We start from the raw sequence: 16,519 nt of genomic DNA on the forward strand, positions 1-16,519 counted from the left end.
TAGTATTTACAGGACTTCCAGAAAATCTAGGGATAAAAGAGAGTCTAATGATAGTGTATACTCTAAAAACAAAGAACGCAGAGTATAGCTCAACGAATCCAAATATAGAAAATACAGTGTATGTGGATTTAAATGGAAATGGAAATGTAGATGCGGGAGAAAAAGTAACTGAAGTAGTGAAGATAAATGAAGTAAAAACAGGAACAATAAAAAAATCATCAGCCCAATCAAGTATAGATCAAAACGGAGTGATAGACTATACTGTAGTTGTGACAAATACAGGTAATGAAGCAATAAAAACGGGACTATTTAAAGATACTATCTCTTTAGAGGATAAAGAAAAAGTAGAGAAGGTAACAGGTAAGGTAGAGTTTGCACTGATAGATGTATCAGCAAATGAAGACACAGCAACATATCAAGATATATCAGCAGCATACAATCAAACATCAGGAGAGGTAATATTTACAGGGTTACCAAGTGCAGTTCCAGTAAGTAAAAAGATGGTAGTAAAATATAGCTTACAAACAACAGTATTTGATACAACAGAAGATGATACAATAGATAATATGGTTCAAATAGATATAAATGGAGATAATACTATAAGTGATGGAGTAGAAACATCAACAGTTCCAGTAAAAGTAATAAGTAAAACTGATATTTTACTTGAAAAAACGTCGCCAATGACAACGATTACAAGTGGAGAGGACATTACTTATACAATTAAAGTTACAAACTTAGGAAACACTCCTTTAAAAGATTATATTTTAGAAGATACTCCTGAGATTGACAAAATCAATTCAGATACATTAAAAAATGTAGTAATAAAATTAAATGGTTCAACATTGGATAATAAAAACTTTGTATTTAATAAAAATTCAAATAAATTTGAGCTAATAAATGAAAAACCTTTAATTCCTTTAAATGGAGTTTTAGAAATCAGTTATACTGTGACAAGTAATCTAAATATAACTAATATTAGTTCTGGAGTAACAAATACAGTTAGATTTAAAACAGATAATACAGAAAAAGAGGCTACAGTAGTTGTTAATTTATCAACAATAAATATAACAAAAACAGCCAATAACGAGAATCAAGTTCTTCAAGGAGGAGATGAAGTTGTTTACACAATAGTATTAAAAACAACCTCTGAAATTGAGCAGCAAGTTACTGTAAAAGATAATCTTTTACAGGTTAATAACTATAATAATTCTCCAATTATAAAAATTGAAGATATAAAAGATATAAAAGTTAATGGAGTGCTATTAAACAATGGTAAAGATATATTTACAGCTCAAGGTTTAACTTTAATAATTCCAGGTTCTTCTCAAGAGAATAATCTAGAAACAATTATAACATATGTATTAACTATACCTAAAGGTATATCAGAAGAAGTAAAAGAGCTAAAAAATCAAGGTCTGGTAATAAAAAATAATTTAGAAATAAAAAGTGAGGAGGTTGTAGTAGAGTTAGCTAAGCCAAAATTATTATTGAGACATGATGTATTTAAGTTTGAAACTAAATATAATGACAGTAGTCAAATTATTTTACAAGAAAAACCAATAGCAGATAATATGGAGAATATAGATGGAAAAAATTCAAAACCTCCAATTATTTTTGCAGGAGATGATTTACTATACTATATCAGTTTAATAAATGAAACTGAAGTTCCTATGAAAGGAGAGGTTGACATAAATCATCAATTAGATAAAAAACAGCTAAAAGATGATAATGGATTAAATGTATTCATAGAGAATGAATTTTTAGGTATTGTACTCACATCTTTAGATACAGGAGAAAAAATATTTTATTCTGAAGATGACCTTTTAAAAATTCCAGAAGCAATTAGCTTAGGAATAATAGACCAAGAGAGTAGCTTTGAATTTGAGCAGTTGGTACCAGCAAGAAGTGTTATCTCTTTTGTAGAGAAATCAAAAGTAAATCCTAAAGGTATCTTTGCAAAGAAAAAAGAGATAGTAACATATGCTTACTTGCCAAGTGACCCTTTACAAAATACATCTGAAGGGGAGATAAGAAAAACAGTTGTTTCGATAGGTAGAAAAAATACTGACTTAGTATTAAGTAAGCGTTCTGAACTAGAGGAAGCATCTGTTGGAAAATTTGTACCTTATATTATACAAGTGAAGAATGTAGGGGAGGATCCAGCAACAGATGTCTACATTCAAGATAAAATACCACCAGGATTCATTTATGTAGAGGGATCAGCAGTCCAAGTTTTAAATGAGAGTTATACTGAAAATAAAATAACTGCCACAGGAGTAAAAGAGATAAAGTTTGGACCTATATCTGAGATTAAATCTGGAGATATTGTCAAAATAAAATATCTATTGAAGGTTGGAGTGGGTGTTAAACCTGGAACATATAAAAATATAGCAGTATCTGTAGATAATACAGATAAAACTATATCCAACTCAGACTCTGTGGATGTTGAAATTATATCCGATCCAATATTTGAGCACACAACAATTATAGGAAAAGTTTTCCACGATAGAGATGGAGATGGAATACAAGATTATGCAACAGCCAAAAATATTGTAATAGATATTGAGGTACCTAAAAATTATTATGTGCCAAATACAACAACAGTTTTCAAAAATGGAGGAACTTACGATTTTAGTGATTCTTATAGTAGGGTAACAATAAGAGAGATGAAAGGTAGAGTTTCAGAACTGGAACCTGCAACAAACAATATGGTTGTTATAAGAAAAGAATTGAAAGAGCCAACATTATCAACTGTTAGAGTTCAAACGAACAGAGGAACAGATATAACTCAGCAAAGTGATGGAAAAGTAATAACTAATCATACGGGAGATAAAGTAAAAGGTATGACTAGCCAAGATATAGTAATAGCTCAAAGAGTGGTAAAAAATAAAGATAATAAAATAATACTTGAAATCTTTATATTAAACAATGGAATACAGGAAGAGGGATTACCAGGAGTAAGATTAGCTACTCCAGAAGGAATAGTTGTAGAAACTGATAGATTCGGAAGATACCATGTACCTCCTGTACCAGAAACTTTAGGAAAGAACTATATCATAAAGGTAGATCCAACTACATTACCAAAAGGGGCAGAGTTTACAACTGAAAATCCAAGAGTTCGTCACTTAGGAAAAGTTATGATGAAATTTAATTTTGGAGTAAAGTTACCACCTTTAAAAAATCCTGAAAAAAAGGAGAGTAAATAGAGAGTACTATATTTATATAAACACATTGAAAAAGTAAAAAATCAGTGATAGAATGTAGTGATTAGTAAAAATAGGAGGAGTCTTAAATTGGAAGAAAAAATCACAATTACTATGCTAATTTTACTTACAATGGTGTTCATGAAAAATGTAATTTAAAATAAAAATCCCCTTATTAAAAGGGGATTTTTATTTATATTTTTATGTCTAAAGATAAAATAACTCCTCTACCGTTACCTTCTATATTGAAGTTATTTCCACATGCAATAAGAGTATCCTCTTTTTCCAAAGTATACTCGTTATTATTTACATGAACATGGCGAGTTTCTTCTAAATTATAAAAAATATTAATCGCCTTAGAGGATAAGTTATTTCCAGAAAATTCTGTTTCAATAATTTTAAAATCTAAAAGATTGATATTTTCTTTAAAAATAAGATTGAAATCAATACTTTTTTCATCTGCTAAACTACTTGTATGACTATCTCCAGAGAAAAATATATGAGATAGAGGTTTTAAATAGTAATCTTTTCCATCCACTTCCAATTTGATATTTCCTGATAAAAGAATAAGAAGTCTCTTATATCCTTTAAAAGATGTAAAATTATATTCTCCAGGATTTATACTTGCCGTCGAGACCCTGAAATTAAAAGGACTATTAATGGTAGAACCATCGGGATAAATATATAGTTCTTTAGAAACTCCCCCAGTCCAAAGGTGCTCTTTTTGATTTTCTTTTCTAACAATTTTATAATCCATAGTACCCTCCATATATTGAAGTTAATCTCAATACTTATATAACTCATAAACTTCAAATAATCAAGGCTAATTTTACAAAAAATAAAAAAACTCCTTGAAAAATATCAAGAGAGTTATTAGGCAATCTCCATAAGAGGTTTATCTTCGTTAAAAGTGTTGATAAAAGATTCTTTTCCATCAGTAACTTCTAATCCTAAAATTATTAAATCTAGTAATTCATCCATAGTTTTACCTTTTAGTAGTTCTTTTATGTTAGCTTCAAGCATTTTCCACCTCACCCCAAAAGTTATAATATTACACATACAATAATACAAAAATTTTATGAAATAGTCAAACAAAAAAGAGATTTTTTTCAAAAAAAATGTTATAATTTGTAGCGAAAGTGATTTTTAATAGAACAAGAGGTCGAAATGAAGAAGATAATATTACCAATACTAGTAGTTATCTCAATTTTTATAATGGCGATTTATTCACCAAAACTTAGTGTAGATTTAAAAGGAAAATCAAAATTTCCACAAGAGTTTGTTCAAGGTGAAGTAACTAAAGTTATAGATGAAGAGTTAATGAAAGACCCTGTTGTAAAGGGAAAATTTAGAGGTGGACAAAATTTAGAAGTAAAGATTTTAGAAGGAAAACATAAGGGAGAAGTTTTTAAGGTATATAACTCCTTAAGTGCTCTTCGCAATGTTTATGCAGATGTAGGTTTAAAGGCTATATTTACAGTGAGAGAGGAAAAAGAAAAAACTACAGTTTGGCTATATAACTTAAGAAGAGATCGAGCCATATATCTTTTAGGTGCAATATTTATAGGAGCTGTTTTAGTTTTAGGGAAAATGAAGGGAGTGAAATCTCTTTTGGCTTTAGTTTTTACAGGGTCAGTGATAATATATGTACTATTGCCACTTTTATTTAAAGGTGTAGATCCGGTATCAACTTCAATATTTTTATCATCTATAATAATAGTAGTTAGTTTCTTATTGATAGGTGGGTATGATAGAAAAACATATTCAGCAATAATAGGAACTATAAGTGGAATAACCATTGCAGGATTAATCTCTTATGGATTTGGAAAAATCATGAGTTTAAGTGGATTAAATTTATCAGAGGGACAGCAGCTACTTTATATAACAAGAGATTTTAAGCTTCAAATAGAAGGATTATTGTTTGTATCGATATTGATAGCTTCTTTAGGAGCTGTTATGGATGTGGCTATGTCCATATCTTCATCTGTAAATGAAATTCATCAACACAAAAAAACCCTAACTTCAAAAGAACTATTTGATTCAGCAATGATAATAGGGAAAGATATTGTAGGAACAATGATAAATACATTGATACTTGCTTTTGCAGGAGGATCCTTACCTTTAATGATGATGATTTGGGGATATGGAATGGTCTATCAGCAGTTTATAAACATACCAGCTATAGCAATTGAGATTGTGAATGCTTTAGCAGGAAGTATAGGTATAATAGCAACTGTACCAATAACAGCGGTTGTTTCAATAGTATTAATAAAAAGAAAAGAGGAGGGATAGTAGTGAAAAGTACAAAATTTTTAGTTTTAGGAGCACTTTTGTCTATGGCTTTAATTGGTTGTGGTAAAAAAGAGGAGGCACCTAAAACAGCAACGAACACAGAGGTTAAGGAGTATAAGGAAAATAAACTTAATCTAGAGAAAAAGGTTATAACAAAGGGAGAGGTAGGACCAGAAGAGGTTACACTATCTTTTGCAGCTACATCTGATGTTCACGGAAGAATATATCCGTATGAGTATGGAATCGATTCTGAAGATAAGAGTGCAGGATTTGCAAAAACTTATACAATTGTAAAAAATCTAAGAGAAAAAAATCCAAATTTAATTTTAATGGACATAGGGGATACTGTTCAAGATAACAGTGCTGAGCTATTTAATAACTTGGAAACACATCCTATGGTTGAAGCTATGAATACAATGGATTATGATGCATGGATTTTAGGAAATCATGAGTTTAACTTTGAAAAAGATTTTCTATTAAGAAATGTTAAAAACTTTAAAGGATCGGTAATCTCTGTAAATATAGAGAATGAAGATGATGGGTCAAAGTTTGTATTACCATATCAAATTTATGATATTCAAGGGGTAAAAGTAGCTTTAGTTGGAGGAATTCCACCTCATGTACCTATGTGGGAAGCTTCAGCTCCAGAACACTTCAAAGGGCTTACTTTTGAAGATCCAATGACAGCAGTGAAAGAAACTCTAGATGAGTTAGAAGGGAAATATGATGTACTTGTAGGAGCTTTCCACTTAGGAAGAAAAGATGAGTACGGGAAAACTGGTGTATTTGATTTAGCACAAGCATATCCTCAGTTTGACCTAATATTTGCTGGACATGAGCATGCTAGATATGTAACTGATGTAAATGGAACAACAGTTCTTGAGCCAGGTGCTTATGGATGGGGAGTTTCAAATGGAGAAATTAAAGTTGTTAAAAAAGATGGGAAATGGGAAGTTAAAGATATCGTAGCTAAAAACGTAGAAACTAAAGATATTGAAGCTGATAAAGCTATGTTAGATCAATTTAAAAATGTTCATGATGAATCAAGAGCAGATGCAAATAAGATAGTTGGAAAAGTAAATGCTAAATTTATAGAGAAAGCAGACTATATAACTGGGGAAGATAAAGTTACAACAATGCCAACTTCTCAATTGGAAGATAATGCAATAATTGAGCTAATAAATGAAGTGCAAAATCACTATGCAAAATCAGATGTTTCAGCAGCAGCAGTATTTAATTTTGATTCTAACTTAAATGCAGGAGATTTTAAAAAGAAAGATGTAGCATTTATCTATAAGTATACAAACACTTTAATGGGTGTAAATATGACTGGTGAAAATTTACTAAAATATATGGAATGGTCAATGGATTATTATAATCAAACAGAACCAGGAGATGTAACGATATCGTTTAATCCAAAAGTTAGAGGTTACAACTATGATATGTTTGATGGAGTAAATTATAAAGTTGATATATCTAAGCCAGCTGGTCAAAGAATAGTTGATGCTACAATAAATGGTCAACCAATAGATTTAAAGAAAACGTATAAGGTAGCTGTTAATAACTATAGATTTGGAACTCTTCTAAACTTAGGGCTTGTAACAGATAAAGATAAGTATTACGATTCTTATGAGGAGTTGCAAGACGGAGGAAGAATTAGAGATCTTATTGTGAGATATGTACAAGAAAACTTAAAAGGTGAATTAAATCCAAAAGTTGATAATAACTGGTCAATAATTGGATTTGAGGAAAATGTTCCTGGTAAGGATGCTGTTATTGAGAAAATCAGAACAGGGGAGATAAAAATACCAATGTCTGAAGATGGAAGAACATTGAATGTTCAATCAATAAACATAAATAACTTATAATAGTAGTAAAAGCAAAAAAGAGGGAAAAGTTTTTCCTCTTTTTTATTTACTTTTTTAGTAAATCAAGTTACAATAAAGGGAATTTAAGAAGAATTATATACTTAATATATATTATTTGTGTTAGTCATAGGAGGAGAAGATGAATCTATTAAAATTTAAAAAAAATTTAGTTGAAAAAGTATGGGGAGGAAGAGGGTTTGAAAAAACTTTAGGCTTTCAATTGCCCACTGATGAACTATATGGAGAATCTTGGGAAGTAAGCTGTCATCCAGCAGGAATGTCTTATGTTGAAAGTGGCGAGTTAGAGGGAAAAAGTTTAGAAGATATATTTAGAAAATATGGTAAAGAACTTGTAGGAGAGGAGATTGTTGAAAAATACGGAGAAAAGTTTCCACTTTTAATAAAGTATTTAGATATTAATGATAAATTATCTGTTCAGGTTCATCCAAGTGACGAGTATGCATTAAGAGTGGAAAAAGAGTTTGGTAAAAGTGAAGTTTGGTACGTAATGGAAGCTAGTTCAGATGCTAAGCTAATACTGGGGTTAAAAAAAGAGATTACACCAGAGATATATAAAGAAAAAGTAGATAAAAAAGATTTTACAGGTCTATTTAATGAAGTAAGTGTAAAAAAAGGAGATTTTATAGATGTAAAACCTGGGGTTGTACACGGAACTTTAGAGGGGTCTATTTTAATATGTGAGATACAGCAAAATTCAGATACAACTTATAGAATATATGATTTTGATAGAGAAGTAAATGGAGTAAAAAGAGAACTACATTTAGATAAAGCTATGGATGTAATTGAATTTGGAAAAGATGTAGAGATAAGTTCAGAGGTTTCAAGAGAAAAGATAAAAGTTCAAGATGCAACTGTTGAGGAGTTAATAAGAGGAGAGTACTTCTCAATTGATAGGCTATTAGTTGATGGAGTATTTGAAGATGAAAGTTATAAAAACTTTAAAATATACTCAATACTTGATGGAGAGGGAAAATTAAATTCCAACGGGGTAGAGTATATAGTGAAAAAAGGAGATACCTACTTTATACCAGCTAAGACTCCTGTCACTATAAATGGAAAATTAGAGGTTATGAAAAGCTATATATAAATAAAATTTTAGGGGGATGGTATATGTCAAATAAAGCGATAGCTCTACTAAAAGTTTTGTTACATGGAGATATACATTTAGATGAGATAACAAAATATATTGATTTAGATATCAATTCTATAGAAAGAAATATAAATGTATTGAACGAATATCTGCATGAAAAAGGAATAAAGCCAATAAAAAAAGTCAACAATATCTATATTTTTGAAAACAGAGATGAAAAATTTTCAGAATTTTTTTCAAAATTAGATATTCTTTCCTCAAGAGAAAGGCAAGATATTTACTGTATAAGATTACTTTTAGCTGAACATATTAATTTAGAGAAAGAAAGACAAAGAATAGGAGTTTCAAGAACTACAGCAATTAAAGATTTAAAAAAAGTAAGAGAGTTCTTGGAAGAAGAGGGAATAAAAGTTGAATCTAAAAATTCTAAGGGCATTTTTCTTAAAGAGATTAACGAAGGGAATCTATACAATATACTTTGTGAAAAAATAATGAAATTATTTATAGACAGAGAATTCTTGTCAAAACAAAGAAAAGAGTTGCTAGAAGAGATAGATATATTGGAAGAGGAAAAGTATTTAGAAATTTTTTCTCAAATATCTGAGGAGTTCAACTTAAAAAAATCATCTTTTTCATATTATGCTATTTATACAATGGCAATAATTGAAAAAATAAAAGGTCCAATAGATTATGAGTTAAATGGAATAGAGAATCATCAGGAATTTGGAGAGGTATTATTAAGATTAGAGGAGATGAAATCTTTAGAGATACTTTCTTCTAACTTTAAAAAATTTTTAGCAAGTGTAGTGTTGAGAGTTAAATACAATTGTAATTTGAATATTCCATTAAAAGAAAGTTATGAAAAGTTTATAGATAGAATTCAAAAGCTATTTGAACTAAATGAAGAAGAGAAAAAGAAGATATATGAGAAGTTAATAGCATACTATACAATGGGGTATTTAGATAAAAAATATGGGGTTTTATGGGTTAGAAAAAGTCCAAATTCTGAAAGATGTAAAAGACTTGTTCAAATAGTTGAAGACACTTTAAAAGAGCTAGATATAGATATGATATATTCAGATATTTTAAGATTAGCAGGTTGCATAACAAATTTTTTTATGTTGGAAGAATATGTTGAAGGCTTTAAAGTATTAAGTGTGTCTAGAAATATTGATAACGAATATAGTCAAAGAGTTATTGAATCTATGAAAGTTTTTTATCCTAAAATATCCTTTACGACAGAATCTTTTTTAGAGTTTAGATTTAAAAGTAAAGAGGAGATTGATAGCTATAATTTAATAATATCAGATACAGAAAGTTATAGTATAAAAACTTTAAGAAAAGTAAATACTTTAAGTTTAAGAGAGATTCAAAGGTGCTTTATTGAATATGTTTTAGATAAGAGATTAGTAAATTTTAAAGGCTAACAAATGTGTTTTTTATGATATAAAAAGAGTTAAAAAAAGTATATATACATGATACCTCAAAAATGATATTCTATACGTACAAATCCTTTTCTCTAATATATTCCCCCTAATATATATTTGAGAAAAATTCCAGAAGAACTCCACCCCCCGGAGTTCTTTTTTTTATCTCTTAATTTATAAATTAAAATAAAAAAGGGATGTTTTAGTAACACCCCTTTTTGTTCTAAAAATTAATGTGGTAGTCTTAATTTTTAAATATTTATATATTACTTGTTAGAAATAGATTCTACACCTGGTAATTTTTTACCCTCTAAATACTCTAGAGAAGCTCCTCCACCAGTAGAGATGTGAGAGAACTTATCAGCAAATCCTAAAGATATAGCAGCAGCAGCAGAATCTCCTCCACCAATTATAGTTGTAGCGTTCTCTAAGTTAGCGATAGCTTCACAAACTCCAATAGTTCCTTTAGCGTAGTTAGACATCTCAAATACACCCATAGGTCCATTCCATACAACTGTTTTTGCTCCAACTAATTGATCAGCAAATAACTTAACTGTAGCAGGTCCTACATCTAATCCCATCTCATCAGCAGGAATTGCATCTACAGATACAACTGAATGAGGTGCATCATTAGAGAACTCTTTACAGATTACAGTATCGATAGGTAAAACTATCTTTCCATTAGCTTTTTCTAATAAAGATTTAGCTAATTCAACTTTATCTTCTTCAACAAGAGATGTTCCTGTATTTTTTCCTAAAGCTTTGAAGAATGTAAACATCATAGCTCCACCGATTAATATTTTGTCAGCTTTAACTAATAAGTTTTCAATAACTCCAATTTTATCAGAAACTTTAGCTCCTCCTAAGATAGCGATTAAAGGTCTTTCTGGTGCATCAACAGCTCCACCGATAAATTTAATCTCTTTTTCCATTAAGAATCCAGCAGCAGTGTTTCCTTCTCCAATGTTAGCAGCGATTCCAACGTTAGAAGCATGAGCTCTGTGAGCAGTTCCAAATGCATCGTTAACGAATAAATCTCCTAAAGAAGCCCAGTATTTTCCTAACTCAGGATCATTTTTAGATTCTTTTTTACCATCTAAATCTTCAAATCTAGTGTTTTGGAACATTAAGATTTCTCCGTCTTTTAAGTTAGCAACAGCCTTTTCTAACTCCTCTCCTCTTGTAGCGTTGATGAAAGTTACAGGTTGTCCTAAAAGCTCAGCTAATCTCTTAGCAACAGGCTCAATATTTCTTTTTTCTAAATCAGCAGCCTCTTTAACTTTTCCTAAGTGAGAGAAAGCGATTACTTTTCCTCCATTTTCTAAAACATACTTTATAGTTGGTAAAGCAGCTACGATTCTGTTTTCGTCAGTGATTTTTCCATCTTTCATAGGAACGTTAAAATCAACTCTCATTAAAACTTTCTTACCAGCTACATTTAAATCAGTTACAATTTTCTTTGCCATTTTGTATGAACCTCCCAAAATTTTTATAAATAACTTATATTTTCTTAAAAAAAAGCGGAACTAAATAGTCCCGCTATTCTGTTTATTCTGTTTTTCCTAGATGCTCTAATTACTTAGAAATTTCTACGAAGTACTTTAAAGTTCTTATTAATTGAGCAGTATAAGACATTTCGTTATCGTACCAAGCAACAGTTTTAACTAATTGCTTATCTCCAACTGTCATAACTCTTGTTTGAGTTGCATCAAATAATGATCCGAATTCGATTCCGATGATATCAGAAGATACTAACTCTTCTTCAGTGTATCCGAATGACTCGTTTGCAGCAGCTTTCATAGCAGCGTTGATTTCAGCAACAGTTACTGGCTTCTCTAAAACAGTTACTAACTCAGTTAATGATCCAGTGATTACTGGTACTCTTTGAGCAGCTCCATCTAATTTTCCAGCTAATGCAGGGATTACTAATCCGATAGCTTTTGCAGCTCCAGTTGTGTTAGGAACGATGTTAGCAGCAGCAGCTCTACCTCTTCTTAAATCTCCTTTAGCGTGTGGTCCATCTAATGTGTTTTGGTCATTTGTATAAGCGTGGATAGTAGTCATTAATCCTTCTACAACTCCAAACTCGTTATTTAATACGTTAGCCATTGGTGCTAAACAGTTAGTTGTACAAGAAGCTCCAGAAATTACTGTTTCTGTACCATCTAAAATTTGGTGGTTTACGTTATAAACTACAGTTTTGATATCTCCTGTTGCAGGTGCAGATATAACAACTTTCTTAGCTCCAGCTTCTAAGTGAAGTCCAGCTTTCTCTTGAGAAGTGAAGAATCCAGTACACTCAAGAACAACGTCTACGTTTAATTCTCCCCAAGGTAAGTTTTTAGGATCTCTATCAGCTAAAACTTTAATCTCTTTTCCATTAACTGAGAATCCTCCGTCAATAACCTCGATAGTTCCGTTGAATCTACCTTGTGCTGAGTCATACTTGAAAAGGTGAGCAAGAGTTTTTGCGTCTGTTAAGTCGTTTATTGCTACTACCTCAAACTCAGGGTTGTTCATCATTAATCTTAATGCTAATCTTCCAATTCTTCCGAATCCATTAATCGCTACTTTAACTGCCATTTGGAAACCTCCTAAAAATTTATATTTTTTTTTTAAATTAAGTTCGATAAATATTTGTACATTTTATAAAATTTTATTTTTTCTAAAACGCTTTTGCTTATGTCTTAATGATATATTATCTTGATTGATTTGTCAATTTATTCATGGGAACTAAAATTAATCTTTTTATGATTACTTTTTCATTAAAATTATAGTTTAATTAAAAAATAAATCAGTGGGAGATTAAACATGTGCTGAAATTTCTACTATTTTCTTTTTTTACTAACCTAACAAAACTTTATAGTTCATGATTAAATATATCAATCCTAAAATTCCTAATATGAATAAAACTATAGAGAAAGTTTTTTCTTCTTTATTAAATTCAGGGTTACTAGGATCAAACTCTTTTCTAGCTTTCATAAAGAATGGAATACCAATAGCATATATAACTGCTGCCAAAAGCATATAGTTTAATCCAGCTGCATAAACAAGCCATAGACCATAAATAGTTCCCAACAGTCCTGTAATTTCAGCATTTTTTCTACTAGCAAATATATTAGTTGGATAATTATCATTTTTAGCTGCAATTTTCCATAGATAAGTAGTACAAACAATATAACAAGGTAAAACCATTACTCCTGTAATACTTAGCATTAAATTCCATGCGTTATTGGAGAAATAAACTACAATCATAGTTATTTGCATAATAATACTAGAAATAAGTAAAGAGAATGCTGGAGAATCATTTTTATTTACTTGAGCAAATGCTTTTGGGAATGTTTTTCCTTTAGCTGCAGCAAATGGTAGTTCTGCAAGCATAATAGTCCAAACAAGCCAAGAGCTTAGTATAGCTATCATAACTCCAATGTTCATTAACCAATCTCCCCACTGCCCAACAATTCCACCTAAAACAGCTGCAGTTGAAGGAGCTGCCATAGTTGAAAGTTGACCTTGAGAATAGTGTCCAAGTGGAAGTAAAGATAATAGAATATAAAGAATTAAACATCCTAAGAATCCTAGAAGAGTAGCTTTACCAACTTCAGCTTGGTCTTTTGCTCTATCTGATACAACAACAGCTCCTTCAATTCCAATAAATACCCAAAGAGTTACCAGCATTGTACCTTTAACTTGACTTAAAAGACTGCCAAGAGGTTTATCAGAAAGAGTTGTTACAGTTTCTGTACCCCAGAAATTAGTGAAGAAGAATCCAACTTTAAAGAAAAAAGCTGTAATAAGTAGGAATAATACAATTGGAACTAATTTACCAATAGTACCAATCGTATTTAATGAAGTGGCACCTTTTACTCCAGCTAAAACAATAAAGTAAATAATCCAAATAACTAAAGACCCACCAATAACTGAGTTAAAGTTATTTCCTCCAGTGAAGTATCCTGGAAAGAAATAATCTAAGGAATCCATCAATAAAACGGCATAACCAATATTTGCGAAACAGTTACAAATCCAATAACCCCAAGCCATAAGGAAACCAGTAAAGTTTCCAAATCCAAGTTTACCGTATGCATAGATTCCAGTTGTAGCATCAGGTCTAGCTTCAGATAAAATTCTAAATGTGTTAGCAACAAACCACATCCCTACACCAGTTATAACCCAAGCAATAATAATAGCCCCAGCTCCAGCAGATTGAGCCATATTCTGAGGTAGATTAAATACACCACCACCAATCATAGCACTAATAACAACGGCGGTAAGAGCTACTAAACCAAGTTTTTTGTTATCATCAGCCATTTTAAATCCTCCTTAAAATTAATTTTTTATAACCATAGTATGGAATCTTCTGATTCCATCATTGTCAATAAAAGCTTCAATTCCATGAATATCACTGAAATATCCAGGGAACACTCTTTCAAACTCCTCTCTTGCTAAAAGAAAATCTAAAATAGGTTTAGAAGTTTCATCAATTTTCTCTCCACCCATTAAAACAGGAATTCCAGGAGGGTATGGAACGACAATAACTCCAGCAACTCTATTCATACAATCTTTTATAGGTAAATGTTCAATGTTTCCTCTAAATACCTCTCTAGAAGCTTCAGCAGGTGTTAGTTCCTGTTTAGGAATAATTTGGAATGCTTTATCCATAAGTTCTAGAAGTTTTGATTCAACAATATATTTATGCATATCTAAACAATGATCTTTTAATCCTTTGTTAGAGTATTTTTCAGGATAAGAATTAACTAATTCTGGAAATATCTCAATAAGAGGAGTATTTTTATCAAAATCTTTTTTAAAGTCCATTAAAACTTTAATAAGAGCCTCTTGTTTTGTTATAGTAGTTCCAATAGAGTGAAGGAATAAAAGTGAATATGTATCCGTTTTTTCATTAACAACTCCTCTATCAATAATATAATTACTTAAAATAGAAGCGGGAATACCAATCTCTTCATATTTTCCATCAACATTTAAGCCAGGACATTTTAATGTTAGCTTGATTGGGTCTAACATAACATAGTCTTTTTCAATATCATCAAAACCATGCCAATTATTAGAGGAATCTAATGTCCAACAGCTTTGGTTTTCTAAAAGATACTTCTCAGGAACATCTTCAAAATTTGTTAATATACCATTGTATAAAACTTTTTCTGGTTGCCATAAAGAGAAGAACCATTGGTTAAAGCTAGCGTACTCTTTATTTAATTTAGCAACTCTTTTTCTAAAGCGAATAGCATTTAAAATAGTTTCGTTCATCAACTCTTTACCAGAAAAATCCATCATAGCTGTAGATACATCTAAAGAAGCAATCATACTATATTGTGGAGATGTTGACCCATACATTAAATATGCTTCATCAAATACTACAAAATCCACCTTATCTTTAGTTCCATCCTTAACATGAAGCATAGAAGCTTGAGAAAATGCTCCAAGTAACTTATGTGTAGAGTGAGATGCAAAAATTGGTGGATGTTCGATAAAGTTATCAGATTCAGTCATAGCATAGTGATTTTTATATATTGGATGGAACTTAGCATATGCATACCAAGCTTCATCAAAATGCAGATTTTCAACATTATTATTCAAAGTTTCCTTTATTTTATTGACGTTATAACAAAGACCATCGTAAGTGGAGTTTGTCAATGCTGACATTTTAATTTTTTGTTTTTTCTGTTCGCCAGTTAGTTTTGAGTTATCATCAATCATTTTGTTTATATATTCTTTTGTAAATTCATTTAATTTAACAGGACCAATGATACCAAGACTATTTCTTCTAGGAATCATATACATGGGTATAGCCTCTGTTATAACCATTCCATAATTTAGAGATTTATGACAGTTTCTATCAACGAAAGCTAAGTTGTCTTTAGTAACTCTACCTTTCCAAATTACCTGATTAACTGAACTTGTTCCGTTTAAAATATAGTAAGTTTTATCAGCGGAGAAAACTCTAGCTGAATTACTTTCGGCATCTTTAACAGGACCTTCATCATCTAAAAGAGAACCTAATTCTGGAACTGATATAGAGAGGTCTGATCTTAAGGTGTTTTCTCCATAAAAATCAAGCATCATTTTTCCAATTGGATTAGTCATAAACATAAGTCCACCAGCATGACCAGGTGTGTGCCAAGGGTACTTAAATTTTTGAGTATAATCCATTAGTTTACCGAAAAAGATAGGTTTAATAGCTTCAATATATCGTTCAATTTCTAACTCTATTTGGCCTTTTAAAAAAGAGATGCTATCTTCAAAAATATTTATTACAAGATTTATCGAATTTAAAATTTGTAATGGAATATTTGAAGAATCTTTTTCTGTTAATACAACAATTGGGATTTTTGGATTTGTTTTTCTAACAAGTTTAACTAATTCTTCTAGATTTTCATTGGAATTTAAAATAATTCCAGAAAGTGTTTTATTAGACATATACACTCTTTTGAAATCAGTTTCATTATCAACAAAAGAAGTAGTGAAAGATTCTAAAAGGATATCCAATTGTTTAGAAGATTCATAAGTTGAATCTAATTCGTGAAAAACTAATAAGGACCAATTTAAATAATCAACAGACTTCATAATAAAACCTCCTTAACTTAGTGAACAAAAAAATAT

11 protein-coding genes are annotated in these 16,519 nt (G+C 30.5%); 5 read left to right on the forward strand and 6 right to left on the reverse strand.

The annotated features are described in order from the left end of the window. Positions 1 to 3,206, forward strand: a 3,206-nt coding sequence (locus ACRC8M_RS11820; protein WP_438529317.1) for a hypothetical protein, incomplete at its 5' end; no start/stop codon positions are given. 190 nt (positions 3,207 to 3,396) lie between these two features. Here the strand turns inward: ACRC8M_RS11820 and ACRC8M_RS11825 are convergent. Both ACRC8M_RS11825 and ACRC8M_RS11830 read right to left on the reverse strand, forming a co-directional pair. Further along, a complete protein-coding gene (locus ACRC8M_RS11825; RefSeq protein WP_438529318.1) occupies positions 3,397 to 3,960 on the reverse strand; it encodes a HutD family protein in 564 nt (187 codons plus the stop codon). Positions 3,961 to 4,076: 116 nt separating this feature from the next. Continuing rightward, complete coding sequence (locus tag ACRC8M_RS11830) at positions 4,077 to 4,226, reverse strand: hypothetical protein (RefSeq protein ID WP_438529319.1); 150 nt, start codon at positions 4,224 to 4,226, stop codon at positions 4,077 to 4,079. 144 nt (positions 4,227 to 4,370) lie between these two features. On the opposite strand from ACRC8M_RS11830, the gene ACRC8M_RS11835 reads away from it, so the two are divergent. The 4 genes from ACRC8M_RS11835 (at position 4,371) to ACRC8M_RS11850 (ending at position 9,901) form a co-directional block, all read left to right on the forward strand. Continuing rightward, positions 4,371 to 5,495 (forward strand): YibE/F family protein, encoded by a 1,125-nt coding sequence (locus tag ACRC8M_RS11835; protein WP_438529320.1) that lies wholly within the window; start codon positions 4,371 to 4,373, stop codon positions 5,493 to 5,495. A gap of 2 nt (positions 5,496 to 5,497) precedes the next feature. Next, on the forward strand, positions 5,498 to 7,363 hold the full coding sequence (locus ACRC8M_RS11840) for a bifunctional metallophosphatase/5'-nucleotidase (RefSeq protein WP_438529321.1): 1,866 nt from the start codon (positions 5,498 to 5,500) through the stop codon (positions 7,361 to 7,363). A 139-nt stretch (positions 7,364 to 7,502) separates the two neighbouring features. After that, positions 7,503 to 8,471 carry a type I phosphomannose isomerase catalytic subunit gene (locus ACRC8M_RS11845; RefSeq protein WP_438529322.1) on the forward strand — a complete coding sequence of 323 codons (969 nt, stop codon included), beginning with the start codon at positions 7,503 to 7,505 and terminating at the stop codon, positions 8,469 to 8,471. A 23-nt stretch (positions 8,472 to 8,494) separates the two neighbouring features. Further along, entirely contained in the window at positions 8,495 to 9,901 is a 1,407-nt protein-coding gene (locus ACRC8M_RS11850; protein ID WP_438529323.1) for a hypothetical protein, read from the forward strand. 266 nt (positions 9,902 to 10,167) lie between these two features. Here the strand turns inward: ACRC8M_RS11850 and ACRC8M_RS11855 are convergent, their stop codons facing one another. The 4 genes from ACRC8M_RS11855 to ACRC8M_RS11870 all read right to left on the reverse strand — a co-directional run bounded on the left by ACRC8M_RS11855 (position 10,168) and on the right by ACRC8M_RS11870 (position 16,483). Next, positions 10,168 to 11,367, reverse strand: a complete 1,200-nt coding sequence (locus tag ACRC8M_RS11855; protein ID WP_438529324.1) for a phosphoglycerate kinase — start codon at positions 11,365 to 11,367, stop codon at positions 10,168 to 10,170. A gap of 109 nt (positions 11,368 to 11,476) precedes the next feature. Continuing rightward, on the reverse strand, positions 11,477 to 12,484 hold the full coding sequence (gene gap / locus ACRC8M_RS11860) for a type I glyceraldehyde-3-phosphate dehydrogenase (protein WP_438529325.1): 1,008 nt from the start codon (positions 12,482 to 12,484) through the stop codon (positions 11,477 to 11,479). A gap of 261 nt (positions 12,485 to 12,745) precedes the next feature. Beyond that, positions 12,746 to 14,209, reverse strand: coding sequence for a basic amino acid/polyamine antiporter (locus ACRC8M_RS11865; RefSeq protein ID WP_438529326.1), 1,464 nt, complete (start codon positions 14,207 to 14,209; stop codon positions 12,746 to 12,748). Positions 14,210 to 14,227: 18 nt separating this feature from the next. Then, positions 14,228 to 16,483, reverse strand: coding sequence for an Orn/Lys/Arg decarboxylase N-terminal domain-containing protein (locus ACRC8M_RS11870; protein ID WP_438529327.1), 2,256 nt, complete (start codon positions 16,481 to 16,483; stop codon positions 14,228 to 14,230). Between the last annotated feature and the right edge of the window lie 36 nt (positions 16,484 to 16,519).

The organism is Cetobacterium sp., assembly GCF_051653945.1.
Classification (GTDB): domain Bacteria; phylum Fusobacteriota; class Fusobacteriia; order Fusobacteriales; family Fusobacteriaceae; genus Cetobacterium_A.

Excerpts from the sequence above, each read along its gene's own strand:
- ACRC8M_RS11825 (WP_438529318.1), bottom strand. The coding sequence starts at position 3,960 with ATGGATTATAAAATTGTTAGAAAAGAAAATCAAAAAGAGCACCTTTGG.
- ACRC8M_RS11865 (WP_438529326.1), bottom strand. The coding sequence starts at position 14,209 with ATGGCTGATGATAACAAAAAACTTGGTTTAGTAGCTCTTACCGCCGTT.
- ACRC8M_RS11855 (WP_438529324.1), bottom strand. The coding sequence starts at position 11,367 with ATGGCAAAGAAAATTGTAACTGATTTAAATGTAGCTGGTAAGAAAGTT.
- ACRC8M_RS11870 (WP_438529327.1), bottom strand. The coding sequence starts at position 16,483 with ATGAAGTCTGTTGATTATTTAAATTGGTCCTTATTAGTTTTTCACGAA.
- ACRC8M_RS11830 (WP_438529319.1), bottom strand. The coding sequence starts at position 4,226 with ATGCTTGAAGCTAACATAAAAGAACTACTAAAAGGTAAAACTATGGAT.
- ACRC8M_RS11845 (WP_438529322.1), top strand. The coding sequence starts at position 7,503 with ATGAATCTATTAAAATTTAAAAAAAATTTAGTTGAAAAAGTATGGGGA.
- ACRC8M_RS11835 (WP_438529320.1), top strand. The coding sequence starts at position 4,371 with ATGAAGAAGATAATATTACCAATACTAGTAGTTATCTCAATTTTTATA.
- ACRC8M_RS11850 (WP_438529323.1), top strand. The coding sequence starts at position 8,495 with ATGTCAAATAAAGCGATAGCTCTACTAAAAGTTTTGTTACATGGAGAT.
- gap (WP_438529325.1), bottom strand. The coding sequence starts at position 12,484 with ATGGCAGTTAAAGTAGCGATTAATGGATTCGGAAGAATTGGAAGATTA.